The 16238-nt window shown below is 70.1% G+C and carries 16 protein-coding genes; 8 read left to right on the forward strand and 8 right to left on the reverse strand.

Annotated features, from left to right (window positions below; all coding sequences use genetic code 11):
• Positions 1-37: 37 nt before the first annotated feature.
• Both HNR14_RS01950 and HNR14_RS01955 read right to left on the reverse strand, forming a co-directional pair.
• A complete protein-coding gene (locus tag HNR14_RS01950) occupies positions 38-622 on the reverse strand; it encodes a YdeI/OmpD-associated family protein (protein WP_425485017.1) in 585 nt (194 codons plus the stop codon).
• A 20-nt stretch (positions 623-642) separates the two neighbouring features.
• Positions 643-1398 carry a class I SAM-dependent methyltransferase gene (locus tag HNR14_RS01955; protein WP_179699568.1) on the reverse strand — a complete coding sequence of 252 codons (756 nt, stop codon included), beginning with the start codon at positions 1396-1398 and terminating at the stop codon, positions 643-645.
• Positions 1399-1474: 76 nt separating this feature from the next.
• Between HNR14_RS01955 and HNR14_RS01960 the strand changes: the two genes are divergently transcribed.
• Both HNR14_RS01960 and HNR14_RS01965 read left to right on the forward strand, forming a co-directional pair.
• The gene (locus HNR14_RS01960) at positions 1475-2197 is read left to right on the forward strand and encodes a GAF and ANTAR domain-containing protein (RefSeq protein WP_343064394.1); all 723 of its coding nucleotides are present in this window, start codon (positions 1475-1477) and stop codon (positions 2195-2197) included.
• On the forward strand, positions 2194-2907 hold the full coding sequence (locus HNR14_RS01965) for a GAF and ANTAR domain-containing protein (protein ID WP_179699569.1): 714 nt from the start codon (positions 2194-2196) through the stop codon (positions 2905-2907). The genes HNR14_RS01960 and HNR14_RS01965 overlap by 4 nt, the downstream gene beginning before the upstream one ends.
• A 161-nt stretch (positions 2908-3068) precedes the next feature.
• On the opposite strand, the gene HNR14_RS01970 is transcribed toward HNR14_RS01965, so the two are convergent.
• The 5 genes from HNR14_RS01970 to HNR14_RS01990 are packed head-to-tail and all read right to left on the reverse strand — an operon-like array spanning position 3069 to position 7796.
• Positions 3069-3998, reverse strand: coding sequence for an ROK family protein (locus HNR14_RS01970; protein ID WP_179699570.1), 930 nt, complete (start codon positions 3996-3998; stop codon positions 3069-3071).
• Positions 3995-4723 (reverse strand): putative N-acetylmannosamine-6-phosphate 2-epimerase, encoded by a 729-nt coding sequence (locus HNR14_RS01975; protein ID WP_218874955.1) that lies wholly within the window; start codon positions 4721-4723, stop codon positions 3995-3997. The genes HNR14_RS01970 and HNR14_RS01975 overlap by 4 nt, the downstream gene beginning before the upstream one ends.
• Positions 4704-5606: a carbohydrate ABC transporter permease gene (locus HNR14_RS01980; RefSeq protein WP_179699571.1), complete on the reverse strand. Its 903-nt coding sequence runs from the start codon at positions 5604-5606 to the stop codon at positions 4704-4706. Before HNR14_RS01980 ends, HNR14_RS01975 begins: the two co-directional genes overlap by 20 nt.
• Positions 5587-6510, reverse strand: coding sequence for a carbohydrate ABC transporter permease (locus tag HNR14_RS01985; protein WP_179699572.1), 924 nt, complete (start codon positions 6508-6510; stop codon positions 5587-5589). Before HNR14_RS01985 ends, HNR14_RS01980 begins: the two co-directional genes overlap by 20 nt.
• Positions 6510-7796, reverse strand: a complete 1287-nt coding sequence (locus HNR14_RS01990; protein ID WP_179699573.1) for an ABC transporter substrate-binding protein — start codon at positions 7794-7796, stop codon at positions 6510-6512. The genes HNR14_RS01985 and HNR14_RS01990 overlap by 1 nt, the downstream gene beginning before the upstream one ends.
• Before the next feature lie 186 nt (positions 7797-7982).
• On the opposite strand from HNR14_RS01990, the gene HNR14_RS01995 reads away from it, so the two are divergent.
• The 5 genes from HNR14_RS01995 to HNR14_RS02015 all read left to right on the forward strand — a co-directional run bounded on the left by HNR14_RS01995 (position 7983) and on the right by HNR14_RS02015 (position 14540).
• Positions 7983-8696: a GntR family transcriptional regulator gene (locus HNR14_RS01995; protein WP_179699574.1), complete on the forward strand. Its 714-nt coding sequence runs from the start codon at positions 7983-7985 to the stop codon at positions 8694-8696.
• Positions 8697-8709: 13 nt separating this feature from the next.
• Positions 8710-10221 (forward strand): DUF4127 family protein, encoded by a 1512-nt coding sequence (locus tag HNR14_RS02000; RefSeq protein ID WP_179699575.1) that lies wholly within the window; start codon positions 8710-8712, stop codon positions 10219-10221.
• Between the two features lie 128 nt (positions 10222-10349).
• Positions 10350-12113 carry a DUF4434 domain-containing protein gene (locus HNR14_RS02005; RefSeq protein WP_179699576.1) on the forward strand — a complete coding sequence of 588 codons (1764 nt, stop codon included), beginning with the start codon at positions 10350-10352 and terminating at the stop codon, positions 12111-12113.
• Between the two features lie 90 nt (positions 12114-12203).
• A complete protein-coding gene (locus HNR14_RS02010; RefSeq protein WP_179699577.1) occupies positions 12204-12569 on the forward strand; it encodes a DoxX family protein in 366 nt (121 codons plus the stop codon).
• Between the two features lie 180 nt (positions 12570-12749).
• Positions 12750-14540 (forward strand): 2-isopropylmalate synthase, encoded by a 1791-nt coding sequence (locus HNR14_RS02015; protein WP_179699578.1) that lies wholly within the window; start codon positions 12750-12752, stop codon positions 14538-14540.
• On the opposite strand, the gene HNR14_RS02020 is transcribed toward HNR14_RS02015, so the two are convergent.
• Positions 14521-14814 carry a hypothetical protein gene (locus HNR14_RS02020; protein ID WP_179699579.1) on the reverse strand — a complete coding sequence of 98 codons (294 nt, stop codon included), beginning with the start codon at positions 14812-14814 and terminating at the stop codon, positions 14521-14523. The genes HNR14_RS02015 and HNR14_RS02020 overlap by 20 nt on opposite strands.
• Before the next feature lie 240 nt (positions 14815-15054).
• Here HNR14_RS02020 and HNR14_RS02025 point away from each other — a divergent pair, with 240 nt between their 5' ends.
• Positions 15055-16224, forward strand: coding sequence for a hypothetical protein (locus HNR14_RS02025; RefSeq protein WP_179699580.1), 1170 nt, complete (start codon positions 15055-15057; stop codon positions 16222-16224).
• The last annotated feature ends 14 nt before the right edge of the window (positions 16225-16238 follow it).

The raw sequence follows: 16238 nt of genomic DNA on the forward strand, positions 1-16238 counted from the left end.
TGGACGATCCGATTCGAGCTCGGGTTCCGCTCGTGGCCTACTGCGGGTACGGGGTCTCGCCGCGCTCCAGCATCGTGACCAGCTTCTCGAGCCGGTTGGCGCGGGTGGTGGCGTTGGAGGCCGTCATGAGGCGGTGCAGCACGGCGTAGCGGTTGGTGCCGTTCAGGGTCGCGAACAGCGCCGCCGCTGCCGGCGAGACGGACAGCGCGGCGGCGAGGTCGTCCGGCACCTGCGCGGTGGAGGCGCCCGCGTACGCGCGCTCCCACCGGCCGTCCGCCTTCGCGCGGTCGATCTCGGCCTGCCCGCGCGGGCGCATCCGGCCGTCGGCGGTCAGCGCTGCGACGAGTCCGATGTTGCGCTCCGACCAGAGGGAGGCCTTGCGCCGCGGAGTGAACCGCTGCAGGAACGTGGCGGCGTCGAAGCTGCGCTTCTGCCCGTCGATCCACCCGCTGCACAGGGCCTCGTCCAGCGCCTCGGCGTACGTCAGCGTGGTCGGCTCGGTCGTGCCCTTCTTCGCCAGCACGAGCCAGACCCCGTCGGCGTCGTCTTCGTGGCGGTCGAGCCACGCGCGCCAGGCGGCGGCATCGGCGACGACGAACGGTTCGGGTGCGGTCTGTGCCATGGCAGCCATCGTAAGGGCGGTCACCGACGCCGGGCCTCGATGAGGTGCCGGGTGGAGTGCGCGATGAACGGGCCCTCGACCGCGATGCGCTCGTGCAGCTCCCGCAGCGCGTCCCGATACGCCTCCACCTCGAAGCCTGGCACCCACCAGATCACCTTGCGCAGCAGATAGACCACCGCCGAGACATCGAAGATCTCGATCCGGAGCCGCGCCGTGCGCAGGTCCACGATCTCCAGTCCCGCGGCCCGCGCTGCGGCGGTCTCGTCGTCGGGGTGGCGTCCGCGCCGCGCCGCCGGCTGCGGCCCGAGGAAGAACTCGATCAGCTCGAAGGCGCTCGCCGGGCCCACGTGCTGCGCGAAATACGTGCCGCCCGGCCGGAGCACGCGCGCGATCTCCTCCCACCAGATGGTGGCGGGATGACGGCTCGTCACTAGGTCGAACGCGCCGTCCCCGAACGGCAGCGGCGGCTCATCGGGGTCGGCGACGACCGCCACCCCGCGAGGATGCAGGAGGGCCGTCGCCCGGGCGACGTTCGGCGGCCACGACTCGGTCGCTACGGCGACGGACGGGAACCCGGGCGACTCGGCCAGCACCTCGCCACCGCCGGTCTGGATGTCGAGGGAGGCCGATGCCCGTCCCAGCCGCTCGCCGAGCAGCCCCGCGTACCCCCACGGCGGGCGCTCCTCCGTGGCGCGACCCTCCAGCCACCCGAAGTCCCACCCGGTGACGTCGGCCTCCTCGCCCTCGGCGATCAGCTCCTCGAACGACTTCGTCATCCCGCCATCCTCGCAGAGCTCCGCGCACGCACGCCGGAGCAGAGTACCGTGGAGGCATGGGCAAGGCGGTACGGCTGTGACGGGTGCGCACGAATCGGAGGACCGGTTCGGTGTGGTGCTGGCGCAGCTGCGCGACGACGAGCTGCCCCGGCTGGAGCTGGCGCGGCCGTTCGTGGACGTGCTCCCCGTCACCGGGACCTCCGTCTCGACGCTGGGCGACCTCCTCGGCACCGAGACCGTCGCCGCCAGCGACGCGCAGGCCGCACGGCTCGACGAGCTGCAGTTCGACCTCGGCGAGGGCCCCTGCTGGGATGCGTTCCGGCTGGAGCGGCCGGTGCTGGAGCCCGACGCACGCCGCCCGCGCAACGAATGGCCGTCGTTCTCCGAGGCGATCAAGGACGACGTCGGCGCCCTGTTCGCATTCCCGATGCTGATCGGCCCGCTGAAGATCGGGGCCGTCGACATGTATACGACGGAACCAGGCATCCTCACCCGCGTGCACGTGCGCCAGGCGACCGCCCTCGCCGACCAGGTCGCCCGCATCCTGCTCCATCAGGCGATGTCCTCCGTGGCGAACGAGACCGAGGAGGCGGAGATCAACCCGTTCTCCCGCCGCATCATCCACCAGGCGACGGGGATGGTGCTGGCCCAGCTCGGCCTCACCGCCGAGGACGCGCGCCTCGTGATCCAGTCGCACGCCTTCGCCACCGGGCGCACCATGATGGCGGTCTCGCAGGATCTCCTCGACGGACGGCTGGACTTCTCGCGACGAGACGGACGGATCGAGGACTCCCGATGACCGCACCCGGCCGCGAGCAGGACCTGCTGCAGGCGTTCGCCCATCTGGCGGACACGCTGGTGGCCGACTACGACGTGGTCGACATGCTGCAGAACCTGGTGGACTCCTGCCGGGACCTGCTCGACGCGACGGCCGCCGGCGTCCTCCTCGCCGACGCCTCGGGCGAGCTCGACCTGATCGCCTCCACGAGCGAGGCGAGCCGGCTGGTCGAGGTCATGCAGCTCTCCGCCGACGCCGGACCGTGCATCGAGAGCTTCTCCACGGGCACCGTCGTCTCGGTCCCCGACATCTCGCACACCCCCGACGCGTGGAGGCTGTTCCGAGAGAAGGCCATCGAGCAGGGCTTCGCCGCGGTCGACGCCATCCCGATGCGCCTGCGCGAGACCACGATCGGAACCCTCAACCTGCTGCGCGCCGAGCCCGGCCCGCTCAGTGAGAACGATCGGGTCGCCGCCCAGGCCTTCGCCGACGTGGCGACGATCGGGATCCTGCACGAGCGCAGCCTCGCCGAGAGCGAGCAGATCCGGCAGCAGCTGCAGAACGCACTGAACAGCCGGATCGTGATCGAGCAGGCGAAAGGCGTCATCGCGCACACCCACGGCATCCCGATCGACGACGCGTTCACCGTGCTGCGCTCCTACGCGCGCTCGCACCAGCAGGGGATCTCCACGGTCGCCCAGGCCGTTGTCGATCGGACCGTGGAGCTCTGAGGCCGAGCCCGCCGCGCCGTCGAGGCGAGCCGTGATCAGGCCGAGAGGTCGGTCACGTACCGCTCGGCGGCCCCGCGCCGAGTGTCGGGTCACGACGGCTGAGCCGCCGAGCGGGGGCCGGGCCCGACTGCGCCCACGATACGCCCAGGCGGGTGATTCTCCTAGCGTTGCGCGGGGTTCCCGTCCCTGGCCTCCGCGCGCCCCGCCGCCAGTGAACCCGCGCCGAGGAGGGCGGCGTCGGTGCCCGCTCGTGCGAGCACGACCTCCACGTCGCTGAACGGTCGCTGCAGTGCGCCGCGGAGCCGCTCGGCCAGGGGCGCGGTGAACAGCTCGCCCAGCCCGGACACGCCTCCGCCGATCACGACGACCCCGGGGTCCACAGCGACCACCGACGACGCGAGCGACTCCCCGAGATCCTCTGCGGCGACCCGGATGACCTGTGCGGCGACCACGTCCCCGCCGGCGGCCAGCCGCCCGATCTCTCGCAGCCCGGACGCGCGGCCGGTGAACTCGGCGTAGGTGAGCTCGATGCCGGGCCCGCTGGCGAAGGCCTCGACGTGGTCGACGCCGCCGCAGGAGCAGATCCGCCGGCGAGACGACGGGATGCGCACGTGCCCGACCGAGCCGGCCATCCCGGAGGCGCCGCGCAGCACGCGCCCGTCCGAGACCACGGCACCCCCGATCCCCGTGCCGACCGCGACGAACAGGAACCGGTCGGGAACCGCGCCCGCGACGCGCTCGCCGAGCGCCGCCGCGTGCACGTCGTTGACGACGATAGCGGGCGCGCCGAGGCGGCGGGTGAGGCCCGCTGCCACGTCGGTGCCGCACCAGCCGGCCAGGTGATCGGTGGAACTGACCACGACGCCCTGCTCGTCGAAGGCGCCCGCGCTACCCACTCCGTACGCGACGGGAACGACGCCCGCCTGGGCCGCGGACGCCGCTCCGGTGGCTGCGGCGGCATCGAGGATCGCCTCCGCACCCTCCCGCGCCGGTGTCGGCTGCTCGACGCGATGGCGCACCGCACCGTCCGCGAGCACGACGGCCGCCGCGATCTTCGTACCGCCGATGTCGATGCCGACGACGGCGTTCATCGCGTGCGCGGCGTCGCCGCCGCGAACCGGCGGGTGATCGCGACCGGGTCGGTGATCGCCCCGCCCACCACGACGGCGAACGCGCCTGCGTCGAAGGCTCGCGCCACGTCGGCAGGCGTCTGGAAGCGTCCCTCCGCGAGCACCCGGACACCGCGGGAGGCCAGCCGCTCGACGAGCTCGATGTCGGGCGACGGGTCGGCGCGCGAGTAGGGCGTGTACCCGGAGAGGGTGGTGCCGACGAACGCGGCTCCCGCCTCCCACGACCGCACTCCCTCGTCGAACGTGGAGATATCCGCCATGATCGGCCGGAGACCGGCCGTCGCCACGGCCGAGCGCACCCGCGCGGCGACATCCCCGGCGACCTCCTCCGTCGCATCGACGGCCACGATGTCGGCACCGGCGCCGATCAGGCCCACGACCTGCTCGTCGGCGGGGGTGATGATGTTCCGCCGGGGACCCATTCGCTTATCGAGGCCGATGATCGGGACCTCGGTGAGACCGCGCACGGCGGCGACGTCGTCCGCGCCGTTGATGCGGAGCGCGACGGCGCCGCCCTGCAGCGCGCTCACGGCGAGGCGAGCGATGGTCGGGGTGTCCCGCATGGGCGAGCCCGACGAGGCCTGGCACGAAACGACGAGGCCGCCGGCGATCGTCGCGAGGATGGCCTCCACCCTGCTGTCGGTGCGCTCGAGGGCGCCCTCGTCGCTACTTGAGTGCGCCAGCACTGATACCTCCGATGAAATAGCGCTGGAACACGACGAAGAGTGCGAGCGCGGGAACGGTGAACAGGACGGATGCGGCCATCAGCGGCCCCCACTCGACGTTGTGCTCGCCGAAGAACGAGTACAGCCCGATCGAGAGCGTGTACTTCGACGAGTCGTTGAGGTAGATGAGCGGGTTGAGGAAGTCGGTCCACGCCCACACGAACTGGAAGATCACCGCCGTGATGAGCGCCGGCCGCGCTTGCGGGAGCACGATCGACCAATAGATGCGGAACTCGGAGGCGCCGTCGATCCGCGCCGCCTGGATCAGCTCATTGGGCACCGACATCAGGAACTGCCGCAGCATGAAGATCAGGAACGGCGTCCCGAAGAACGCCGGCGCGACGAGCGGGATGATCGAATTCGTCGCCTGCAGGCCGTTCCACATCAGGAACAGGGGGATCATCGTCACCTGCGGCGGGAGCATCATCGTCGCCATCACGATGATCAGCAGCGGACGCTGACCGCGCCAGCCGATCTTCGAGAGCGAGTACGCCACGAGCGGCGACGCGATCAGCATCCCGAGCACAGACAGGGCCGCGATGACGATCGTGTTCCACAGATACTGCCAGAACGGGATCTCCTCGAATACCGCGGCGAAGTTGTCGAGCGTCCACTCCTTCGGCCACAGCGTCGGCGGCGCGCTGAAGATGTCCGTCGGCAGCTTGAACGCCGTGCTGAGCATCGCGAGGAACGGGAAGACGAACAGCAGCGTCATCCCCCAGACGAGGATGTAGCGTCCGGTCGTACGACCCGGGCGCCGGCGGCGCAGGCGGCCGGCCCGCGGTCCGCTCGGCCGCGGCGACTCCGCGGGCGCCGGCCGGATCTCAGTCGCGTTCAGAACCATAGTGAACCCATTTCTTCGACGACCAGAGCAGCAGCAGGGTGATGACGAGGGTGATCAGGAACAGCACCCACGCCATCGCCGAGGCGTAGCCCATCTTCAGGAAGACGAACGCGTTCTGGTACAGGTACATCGCGTAGCTGATCATCGACTGCCCCGGTCCTCCGCTCGCTTCGTTGAGGCGCGTCTGCGTGAGGAGGTACGGCTGAGTGAAGATCTGCAGATAGGCGATCACCGTGACGATCACCTGGAACAGCGTCACCGGCGAGATCGTCGGCCAGGTGATGAAGCGGAACCGCCCCCACCACCCGGCGCCGTCGAGCTCGGCGGCCTCGTACAGCTCGCCCGGCACGTCCTTGATCGCCGCGAGGTAGATGATCATCGTGCCGCCGATGGTCCAGAGGCACATGAGCAGGATGGCCGGCTTGCCCCAATCGGGCTGCTCCAGCCACTCGGGCTGCGGAAGGTGCAGCACCCCGAGGAAGTAGTTCACGAAGCCGTACTGGGTGTTGAGCAGCCACCGCCAGAGGTAGCCGCCGACGACGACCGGCACGATGGTCGGCAGGTAGACCAGCGCCCGATACAGCGGCTGGCCGCGCACGGGCAGGTTGAGGAAGTGCGCACCGACGATCGAGATGATGATCGTCAGCGGCACCCCGGTCACGGTGAGGAAGAGCGTGTTCCAGAGCGCCTTCCAGAACGTGGAGTCCTGGAGCATGTGCGCGTAGTTGTCCAGCCCGACCCAGGAGGGCGCCTGGAACAGGTTGAAGTCCGTGAAGCTGTAGCCCGCGGAAGCGAGCACCGGCCACACGATGAACACCGCCGCGCCCACGATGAACGGCGACGCGAACGCCAGACCCAGCAGGGTCTGGCGTCGCGCACCGCGCTTGGCGGTCGTGGCCGTCATCAGTAGGACTTCGCCTTGTCCGCCACCGACTGCAGCGCCTTCTCGGGTGTCGCGACTCCGCGCACCACGTCGTCGAAGGCGGTCGCCAGGTCGGTCGAGTACTGCGCGCTGTACGGCTGGCTGGCCAGCGACTTCGCGTTCGGGCTGGTGAGGGCGTTGAGCCAGGAGTCGAAGTGCGGGATGTCGCTGTACGCGGCGTCGGTCAGCAGGGCTGTCTTCGACGGGAGGTTGCCGAGGGCGAGCGTGAAGTCGGTCATCGGTTTGTCGCTCACCATGTAGGCGAGGAACTTCGCCGCCTCCGCCTTGTGCTTCGAGTTGCTGGGGATGAAGAGCGTGCTCGTCGTCACCTGGGTGGTGCCGGTGAGGTCATCGCTCGCGGCGGGGATGTCGACGACGCCCCAGTTGAGGTTCGGTGCGACCTTGGGGATGTTGACGGCCTGCCATTCGCCGTCGACGACCATCGCCTCCTTGCCCGTGTAGAACGGGTCCTGCGCCGACATGTACTGGCCGAGGCCCGAGGTGAACGACGCGATCTTGTCGGCACCGTAGGTGTCGGTCAGCGTCTTCGTGTACCAGTCGAGCGCCTCGACGTTCTTCGGGTCGGTGGGCGACGGCGTCTTGTCGTCCTTGCCGTCCCAGGTGCCGCCGAACGCGTAGCCGAGGGTGGTGAACAGCGTCGACGCCGAGGGGTTCCCGAGGCCGATCTGGGTGATCGCGCCGCTCGCATCGGTGACGGTGAGCTTCTTGACGGCCGCGGCCAGCTCGTCCATCGTCGTCGGAGGCTGGACGCCGGCCGCGTCGAGGAGATCCTTGTTGTACATCAGCTGCTGGGTGTGCACGGCGATCGGCAGCGCGTACGTCTTGCCGTCGTACTTCATCTGGTCGAGGGAGGCCGGGGCGAACTCGCCGAGGTCGACCTTCTCGGTCTTCAGGTAGTCGTCGAGCGGGGCGAGGATGCCCTTCGACGCCCACGAGCCGACCGTGTTGCCGAAGTTGTCGGAGATGTCGAAGCTGCCGTTGCTCGACGACATCGAGGTGAGCTGCTTCTGCGCGTCCGGACTGGAGACGCCGACGACCTTGATGTCGGACTGGCTCTTGTTGAAGTCGGCGATGACCTTCTCGAGCGCTTTCGCCTCTTCCCCTCCCCAGAGGTACGAGAAGGTGATCGTGGTGGGGCCGGAGGGGGCTGCTCCGGAGCATCCGGTGAGCGCGACAGCGGCGGCGGCGACGCTGGTCAGCGCGATGGCGCGCAGCGCGCCTCGTCGTCTGATGATCCTGGATTCCATGGGGTTCCTTACGGGTGTGAGGTGTGCGGAATGGGATTGCTTATCAATTGGTGTACTCCATTTATTCGAAGCATGTCAACAAAATCATTGGAATAGGCGGATACTTGCACTGAGTGGTGCACAACTCCCTAAAATGGTTGTCACCAATCAGTGTCAACGTGTCCGACCGATCCGCAGAGGAGAACCATGGCGGAGCAGCACACCAAGTCCGAGCGTCTGCGGCAGCATCTCGTCGAGGTCATCGACCAGGGCCTCGAGCCGCACTCGAAGCTGCCGACCGAGCGCGACCTCGCCACGGAGTTCGACGTCAGTCGCCTGACCGTGCGGCGGGCGCTCGACCGCCTGGAGCACGAGGGGCTGGTCTACCGGGTGCAGGGGGCCGGGACCTTCGTGGCCGCCCCGCGCATCACCAAGTCCGTCGAACTCACGTCGTTCAGCGAGGACATGCGCGCCCGCGGCCTCGAACCCGGGTCCTCCGTCCTCGTCACCGAGACCATCCCGGCCGGTGCGCGGCTGGGCGCGAAGCTCCGGGTCAGCCCGTCCGACGACGTGTTCCACATCCGCCGTGCACGCACCGCCGACGGCGAGCCGATGGCCCTCGAGGACTCCTACCTGAACCCCAAGCTGTTCCCCGGCCTGATCGACAACGTCGGGAGCGAGTCGCTCTACCGCATCCTGGAGACCGAGTACGGGATGCGCATCGAGTGGGCGGAGCAGAGCATCCATGCCAGCGTGCTCGAGCCCGACGAGGCCGGCCTGCTCGGCGCTCCGCCGTTCTCCCCCGCCTTCTACGTGACGCGCACCAGCTTCGACGCGCAGGACCGCGCGGTCGAGTACGCCGAGTCGACGTATCGCGGCGACCGGTACCACTACGAACTCCAGATCCATCGCACGCGCTGAGCAGAGGAGCCCCATGCGCATCGCCCTCGTCCCCCTCGACGAACGACCGGTCAACGTCGACCTCCCCCGCCAGGTGGCGGCGATCGCGGGGGCGGAACTCCTGCTCCCGCCCGCGGAGGCGATGCCCGACTTCCGCACCCCGGCCGATGTCGCCGCCCTGCACGACTGGCTCCTCGAACTCGTGGGCAGAGAGGGCGATGAACGCGCCGACCGGCTCGTCGTCTGCATCGACACCCTTGTGCACGGCGGGATCATCCCGGCCCGGATCACCGCGGACACGACCACGACGGCGCTGCAGCGGCTCGATCTCCTGCGCCGGCTGAAGGCGGCCTCCCCCGCCCTGCGGATCACGGCGGCCTCCCTCATCATGCGGGCGAGCAACTCGTATTCGGCCGTCGAGGAGCCGGGCTACTGGAGCGACTACGGTCGCGAGCTGCACGCGCTCGGCGGCGCCCTCCATCACGCGCTGGCGGCGGACGTCTCCGGAGGAGAGGCGGCGGCGCAGACACCGGCGGCGCCGATCCCCGACGCCGTCCGCAGTGACTTCGAGCGGCGCCGGCTGCGCAACCACACCATCAATCTGGCGGCGCTGGCCCTGCACGAGGAGGGGACCGTCGAGACGCTGACCCTGACGGCGGACGACACAGCGCCCTACTCCGCTGGTTCGGCGGAGCAGGTCTGGCTGCGGCACTGGGCGCGCGCGCTCCCCCGCGGCCGTGAGGTGCTGATGTATCCGGGCGCCGACGAGGTGGGGGCGGTGCTCGTCGCGCGCGCCCTCGCCTCCACCATCGGCGTGCCGGTGTGGCGTATCGAGTGCGGCGAGCCCGGCGGCCTCGACCGCGTGCCCAACTTCGAGAACGCGCCGCTGAGCGACAGCCTCACCCGGCAGATCGTCGCCTCCGGTGGTCGTCTCGCCGAGCCCGGCGAACGCGCCGACCTCGTCGTCGTCGCCCACGCGCCCGACCCGGCCCGCGGCGATTTCTTCGGCGGCCGCCCCGACTCGGACCCCGCCGCCACGGAGGGTGCAGTCGCCGCGGTGCGCGCCGCCCTCGAGAGCGGAGCGATCGTCGCGCTGGCCGACGTCCGGTTCAGCAACGGGGGCGACCCGGAGCTGGTGGACCGTCTGGCCGAGGAGGACCTCCTGCTCCGACTGGCCTCGTACGGAGGCTGGAACACCGCGGGCAACTCGATCGGCGGCGCCGTCGCACAGGCGACGGCTCTGTGGGTCGGCCGCACGCTCGGCACCGCGGACGAGGCCGCATTGCGCGAAGCGCTGCTCACGCGCGTCCTCGACGACCGGGCATACCAGAGCGGCACGCGCCTGGCGATGCACGCGGCCGAGTTCGGCGACAGCATCGGGCCGGTCGACGAGGCGGCTGAGGAGGCCGCGGTCGCCCGCATCACCCTCGAGCTGGGCGCCTACCTCGACCGCATCCTCCCGGACGGCGAGACCTGGCGGATCGACCGGGTGACGCTGCCGTGGCGGCGCAGCTTCGAGATCGGCCTGGAGCTCAGTGAGCAGTAATGGTCTGATCCATTCGCGAATGATCCCTATCTTTTAAGGGAATTCGTTGCTTAAGACTTCACAAGTGGTGTACACCATTAACGAAATCGGCACTGTCGCCGGTCTCGCACACCATCGAAGGAGTAGGCATGAGTCATCGCACCGGGCGCCGCATCGCGGCCCTGATCGCCGGAGCGGCCCTCGCGGCCGCACTGGCCGTCCCCGCGACCGCCGCGGTCGCCGCACCGACCTGCACCACCACCCCGCGCATCGACGGCAGCTTCATCCAGCCGGCGCTCGTCGACGGCTGGACCTCCAGCCAGCTCGCCTCGGAGTTCGCCACCCTGACCAACGCCTGCATCACCAGCCAGGTCATCCAGTGGACCGCCGACACCAAGGCGTCCACGACCATCTATCCGAGCGGACTGACCGGGTACACGCAGAACACGTCGACCGACGTCGTCTCCCGCGTGCTCACCGCGGCCGATACCGCCGGGGTCTCGGAGTACCTCGGCCTCCAGACGAACGACGACTGGTGGAGCACCTACGCCAACGACGCCACCTGGCTGAACGGGCAGGCGACGAAGGCGAACGCGCTCGCCGACGACCTCTACGCGAAGTACGGCACCCACACCTCGTTCGCGGGCTGGTACCTGCCGTTCGAGGTGGACAACTGGAACTTCACGACGACCGCGTCATGGTCCGCCATGGCGAGCTTCTATACGACGATCGCCAACCACCTCCACGCGCTCACGCCGGGCAAACCCGTCATCATCAGCCCGTTCTTCAACACCGCCGGCGGCCAGACCAGCAGCCAGTGGACAACCATGTGGTCCAGCATCCTGGGCTCGGCGCCGATCGATGTGATCGCGTTGCAGGACGGCGTCGGCGCCGGTCACGCGACGACGGCGCAGCTGGCGACCTGGTTCGCGGCCACGAAGAGCGCCATCACCAGCGCACGTCCCGCCACGAAGCTCTGGGCCGACAGCGAGACCTTCAATTCGGACTTCACGCCGATGTCGATCAGCCAGCTGGTCGCCGACCTGAACGCGGTCGCGCCGTACGTGAGCAAGACCCTGTCGTTCTCGTACGACCACTACCAGAGCCCGCTCGTCGTGCCCGCGGTGTACGACACGACGTACCGCAACTACCTGTCGTCGGGCGCGGTCGAGACGTCCGCTCCGAGCGTTCCCGCCGGCCTCGCCGCCACCTCGGGCGGCGTGACGAAAGTCACCCTGAGCTGGACGGCCGCCACCGACAACATCGGGATCGCCGGCTACCGGCTCTACCGCGACGGCGCGCTCGTCAGGGTGATCCAGGGAGCGGGGACGACGTTCACCGATGCCGGGCTCAGCCCGTCGACGGCCTACACCTATAAGCTCGCCGCCTTCGACGCGGCCGGCAACGCGTCGGCGCAGAGCACCGCGGCGAGCGCGACCACGTCCGCCGCGCCCGCTGCCAACCCGCTCGTCTCCTCGGGCAAGGCGTACACGGCCTCCCTCGCGGCGGACGCGGGCTACCCCGACACCGGAGGCGCCGAGCTGACCAACGGCGCGGTCGCGTCGACCAGCTACGCCGACGCCGCCTGGCAGGGCCGCAACACGGGCAGCCCGTACTCGTTCACGATCGACCTCGGCGCGACGAAGACCATCACCCAGGTGGGGACGTCGTGGCTGCAGACGAAGTCGCTGTACATCTTCCTGCCGTCGAGCATCCAGGTGTCCGTGTCGGCCACGGGGTCGAGTTTCACACCGCTCGTGACGATGCCCGCCCCGAACGTCAGCGACGCCGACCAGCGGTACACCTACGCCGCATACGGTCTCTCCGGCTCGGGCCGGTACGTGCGGTTCACCGTCACGCCGGCCAGCAGCGCCTGGTCATTCGTGGACGAGGCCGCGGTACGCGGCTTCTGAGTCCCCGAGGTTCGCGTCGTTGCGGTCATCCGGGGGTCCGCGACCGCAACGACGTGAACCTCGCGCGTCAGCGCACGCCAGAATGAGGGGATGATCGTCGCCTATTGGATCGTCTCCGGAATCCTCGCCGTGTTCTACCTCTACTCCGGAGGGGCGAAGGTGGTGCGTTCGCGCGATGCCCTGCGCCCGATGATGGGCTGGGTCGACGACATGCCGTTCGCGTTCGTGCGCGTCATCGGCGTGCTGGAGGTGCTGGGCGCGCTGGGCCTGATCCTCCCACCCCTCACCGGCATCGCGACCTGGCTCGCGCTCGTCGCCGCCGTCGGCCTTGTGCTCGTACAGATCGGGGGGATCATCGTCCACCTGCGCCGCGGCGAGACCAAGGTCATCGGCCTCAACGTCGGCCTGCTGGTGCTGGCGGGCGTCGCCGTCTGGCTGTCGACCGTCTGGCTCTGACGCCCCTCCCCTCCCCACACTCGTCTACTTGTCTGAGGAGTTGTGCTACAGTCGGCACATGCTCCGCCTCGAGTCCCTCGTTCTTCGCCGCCACGGCGGGGTCTAGCCGACCGGCTCCCCGTCGTGGCTGCTGAGCTGCGCCGGTCATCCCGATCCCGCGCATCCCGAAGGACTCGCACCATGACCAGCACCCCGTACTCCCGCCTCTCCACCCCCGCCGGCCCGGTCCCGGCGGACGCCCCCGCCTGGAACCGGCAGCGCGGGTCGCAGATGCACTCGCACCGCTACCGCGACGTCTTCTCCCGCGTGGAGGTGCCGCTCACCGACCGCGACTGGCCGTCCCGGAGGCTGACGCAGGCGCCCCTGTGGGTGCCGGTCGACCTGCGCGACGGCAACCAGGCCCTCGCCGAACCGATGGACCCGGACCGCAAGCGGCGCTTCTTCGAGCTGATGCTGGCGATGGGCTACAAGGAGATCGAGGTCGGCTACCCGTCCGCGTCGCAGACCGACTACGACTTCGTGCGGCTGCTCGCCGAGACCGGGCTGGCCCCGGAGGATGTGACCATCGTCGTGTTCACGGCCGCCCGCCGCGACCTCATCGAGCGCACCGTCGCGTCCGTCCGGGGCATGCGCAACCCCGTCGTCATCCACCTCTACACCGCGACGGCGCCGATCTGGCGGGAGGTCGTGCTCGGCCACGGCCGCGACGCCCTGACCGAGCTCATCCTCGCCGGCGGGCGCGACGTGCTCGAGTTCGCGGGCGACCTGCCCGACGTGCGCTTCGAGTTCTCCCCCGAGGTCTTCAACCTCACCGAGCCCGACTACGCGCTGGAGGTCTGCGACGCAATGACGGAGCTGTGGGAGGCGACCCCGGAGCGACCGGTCATCCTGAACCTGCCCGCCACCGTGGAGATCGCCACCCCGAACGTGTACGCCGACCAGATCGAGTACATGCACAAGCACCTCGCCCGCCGCGACGGCGTCATCCTGTCGGTGCATCCCCACAACGACCGCGGCACCGGAGTCGCCTGCGCCGAGCTGGCCGTGCTCGCCGGCGCCCAGCGCGTCGAGGGCTGCCTGTTCGGCAACGGCGAGCGCACCGGCAACGTCGATCTCGCCACGCTCGCCCTCAACCTGCACGCGCAGGGCGTCGACCCGATGATCGACTTCTCCGACATCGACGAGATCCGCCGGACGGTGGAGCACGCCAACCGGATCGAGGTGCACCCGCGCCACCCGTACGTCGGCGACCTCGTGCACACGGCGTTCAGCGGCACCCACCAGGATGCGATCCGCAAGGGCTTCGCCGAGCACCGCGCGCGGGCGGCTGAGGAGGGCCGGCCCGAGTCCGAGCTGGAGTGGCGCGTGCCGTACCTGCCCGTCGATCCTGCCGACCTCGGCCGCGGCTACGACGCCGTCATCCGCGTCAACTCCCAGTCCGGCAAGGGCGGCATCGCCTACCTGCTGGAGTCGGGCTACGGGATCGAGCTCCCGCGGCGCCTCCAGATCGACTTCGCCCGGCACGTCCAGCGGCACACCGACGCGACCGGCGACGAGGCGACTCCCGAGCAGCTCTGGGCGCTGTTCCGCGACACGTACGTCGCGGCGCCCGACGCGGCGGTCGGCCTCGTGGACTACACGACCTCCGACACCGACGGGCGCACCCGCACGACGATCACCGTCCGCGTCCACGGCGACGAGCGCACGACCACGCACGACGGCGTCGGCCCGGTGGAGGCGCTGGCCGAGGCGCTCACAGCCCACGGCCTCCCGGTCGAGGTGCTCGGCCTGCACCAGACGAGCATCGGCGAGGGCGCCGACAGCCAGGCCCTCACGCTGATCGAGTACCGCGACGGCGCCGCCACCCGCTGGGCCGCCGGGCAGGACCGCTCCGTGCTGACCGCCAGCCTCGCGGCGCTCGCGGGCGCGGCCTCCCGCGTGGCGCGGGTGGCTACGGCACCGGCCGGATGATCGGGACGGGGTCGGCGCGGTAGCCGCTCGTCGCCTCCTCGTAGCTGGTGTGCTTGCGCTTGGGCTGCGAGTCCGCCGGCGGCGGCACGGGCGTGTGGCTCAGCGCGTGCAGCACCAGCTGCTCGACCAGCTGCGACGCGCTCGTGCGCCGGTGCTGGGCGATGCGGATCAGGGCGGCGTACTCGGCCTCGCCGAGGTGGATCTTGAGCGGGATGCCGCCGGGCACATGCCCGGGGCCGAGAGTCGTCGGAGCCGTGATGTCGAGATCGCTCATGCCAGGATCATGCGCCCTGGGACGGGTGTGCGTCGAGTGGCAGTTAATACACGCCAACTAGCGAGATTGCCCGTTGCCGCACCTGCCCCGATGGGTGCATCATGCAGCCGTCAGGATACGTATGACCGACACCGGCCTTCTCCGCCTCGTCGATCGGCGGGACCGGCGTCGATGCCGGCCGGCCACAGGGGGTGGCCGGCCGGCGGCCACCGGTGCTGCATCCTCCGAAGGGAGCAGGACATGGGCTGGACCACCCAGAACCTCACCCACAAGTTCGGTGCGCCCCCGGCGCTCTCCGGGCTCGTCGGCTACCTGTTCGCCGCGGAGCGGACGCGCCACGTCATCTACCGGCAGCAGAGCGGCGACTCGGCATCCGCCGGGCACCTCATCGAGCTGTACTGCGGCACGGACGACGTCTGGCACGCGAAGGACATCACGGACGAGGGAGGCGCGCCGCAGGCGACCTCCGACCCGTCCGCCTACGCGTTCGAGAGCGAGGGGACGCAGCACGTCGTCTTCCTGAGCGATGACGACGGGCACATCCACGAGCTCTACCAGTCGGACGGCTGGCACCACGGCGACCTGACGGACTCCTCCGCGTCGGTGGTGCGGGCGGTCGATCCGCCGTTCGGCTGGGCGTCCGCGCACTACGGCACGCAGCACGTGGTGTTCCGCGACGAGTATCGCAGGGTCTACCTGCTCAGCCGCGGGACGGGCGACGATGCCTCCTGGACACAGCATCCCCTCACCACGGCGACCGGCCCGCACGCGGCCGTCGCGCCCGGCGGCTACGCCTTCGACGCCGCGCAGACGCAACACCTCATGATGGTGGGCGACGATCAGCTGCTGTACGAGTACGTGATGACGAACGGAACGTGGGGTCCGCCCCGCAATCTCGGTCCCAACGTCGGGGCCTCGCGCGACGCGCTGCCGCATCCCACCGGTTACGGATTCGCGGGCGACGGCACGCGCCACGTCCCGTGGCTGGGCGAGGATCGCGACATCCACGAGCAGTCCTTCACGAACGGCGCCTGGTCGCCGACGAACCTGACGACCGAGGTGGGCGGCACGTCGCCGATGCCCGGGCTCGCGCCCGTCGGCTACGCGTTCGAGTCGAACCCGGCCGTGCCCGTCGGCACCCGCCACGTCATCCACGTCGGGGCCGACGGCGTCATCTACGAGTTCTGGAACGACTCGTCCGGCTGGCACGTGAACCCGCTGACCGGCGGCGAGGGGTCCTTCCCCGCCGCGTCCGCGCCGACCGCCTTCGCCGATCCCGTCGCCGGGACGCAGAACGTCTTCTACCGCTCCACCGCGGACGAGATCATCGAGCTGCGATACACGCCGAGTGGGTTGCACGGGTCGGTGGGCATCCATGGTTCGGCGCACCTCCGCGGCAAGGCGCTCTGACCGCGGCCGGCACC

It is taken from the genome of Leifsonia naganoensis (genome assembly GCF_013410615.1).
Lineage (GTDB): Bacteria > Actinomycetota > Actinomycetes > Actinomycetales > Microbacteriaceae > Leifsonia > Leifsonia aquatica.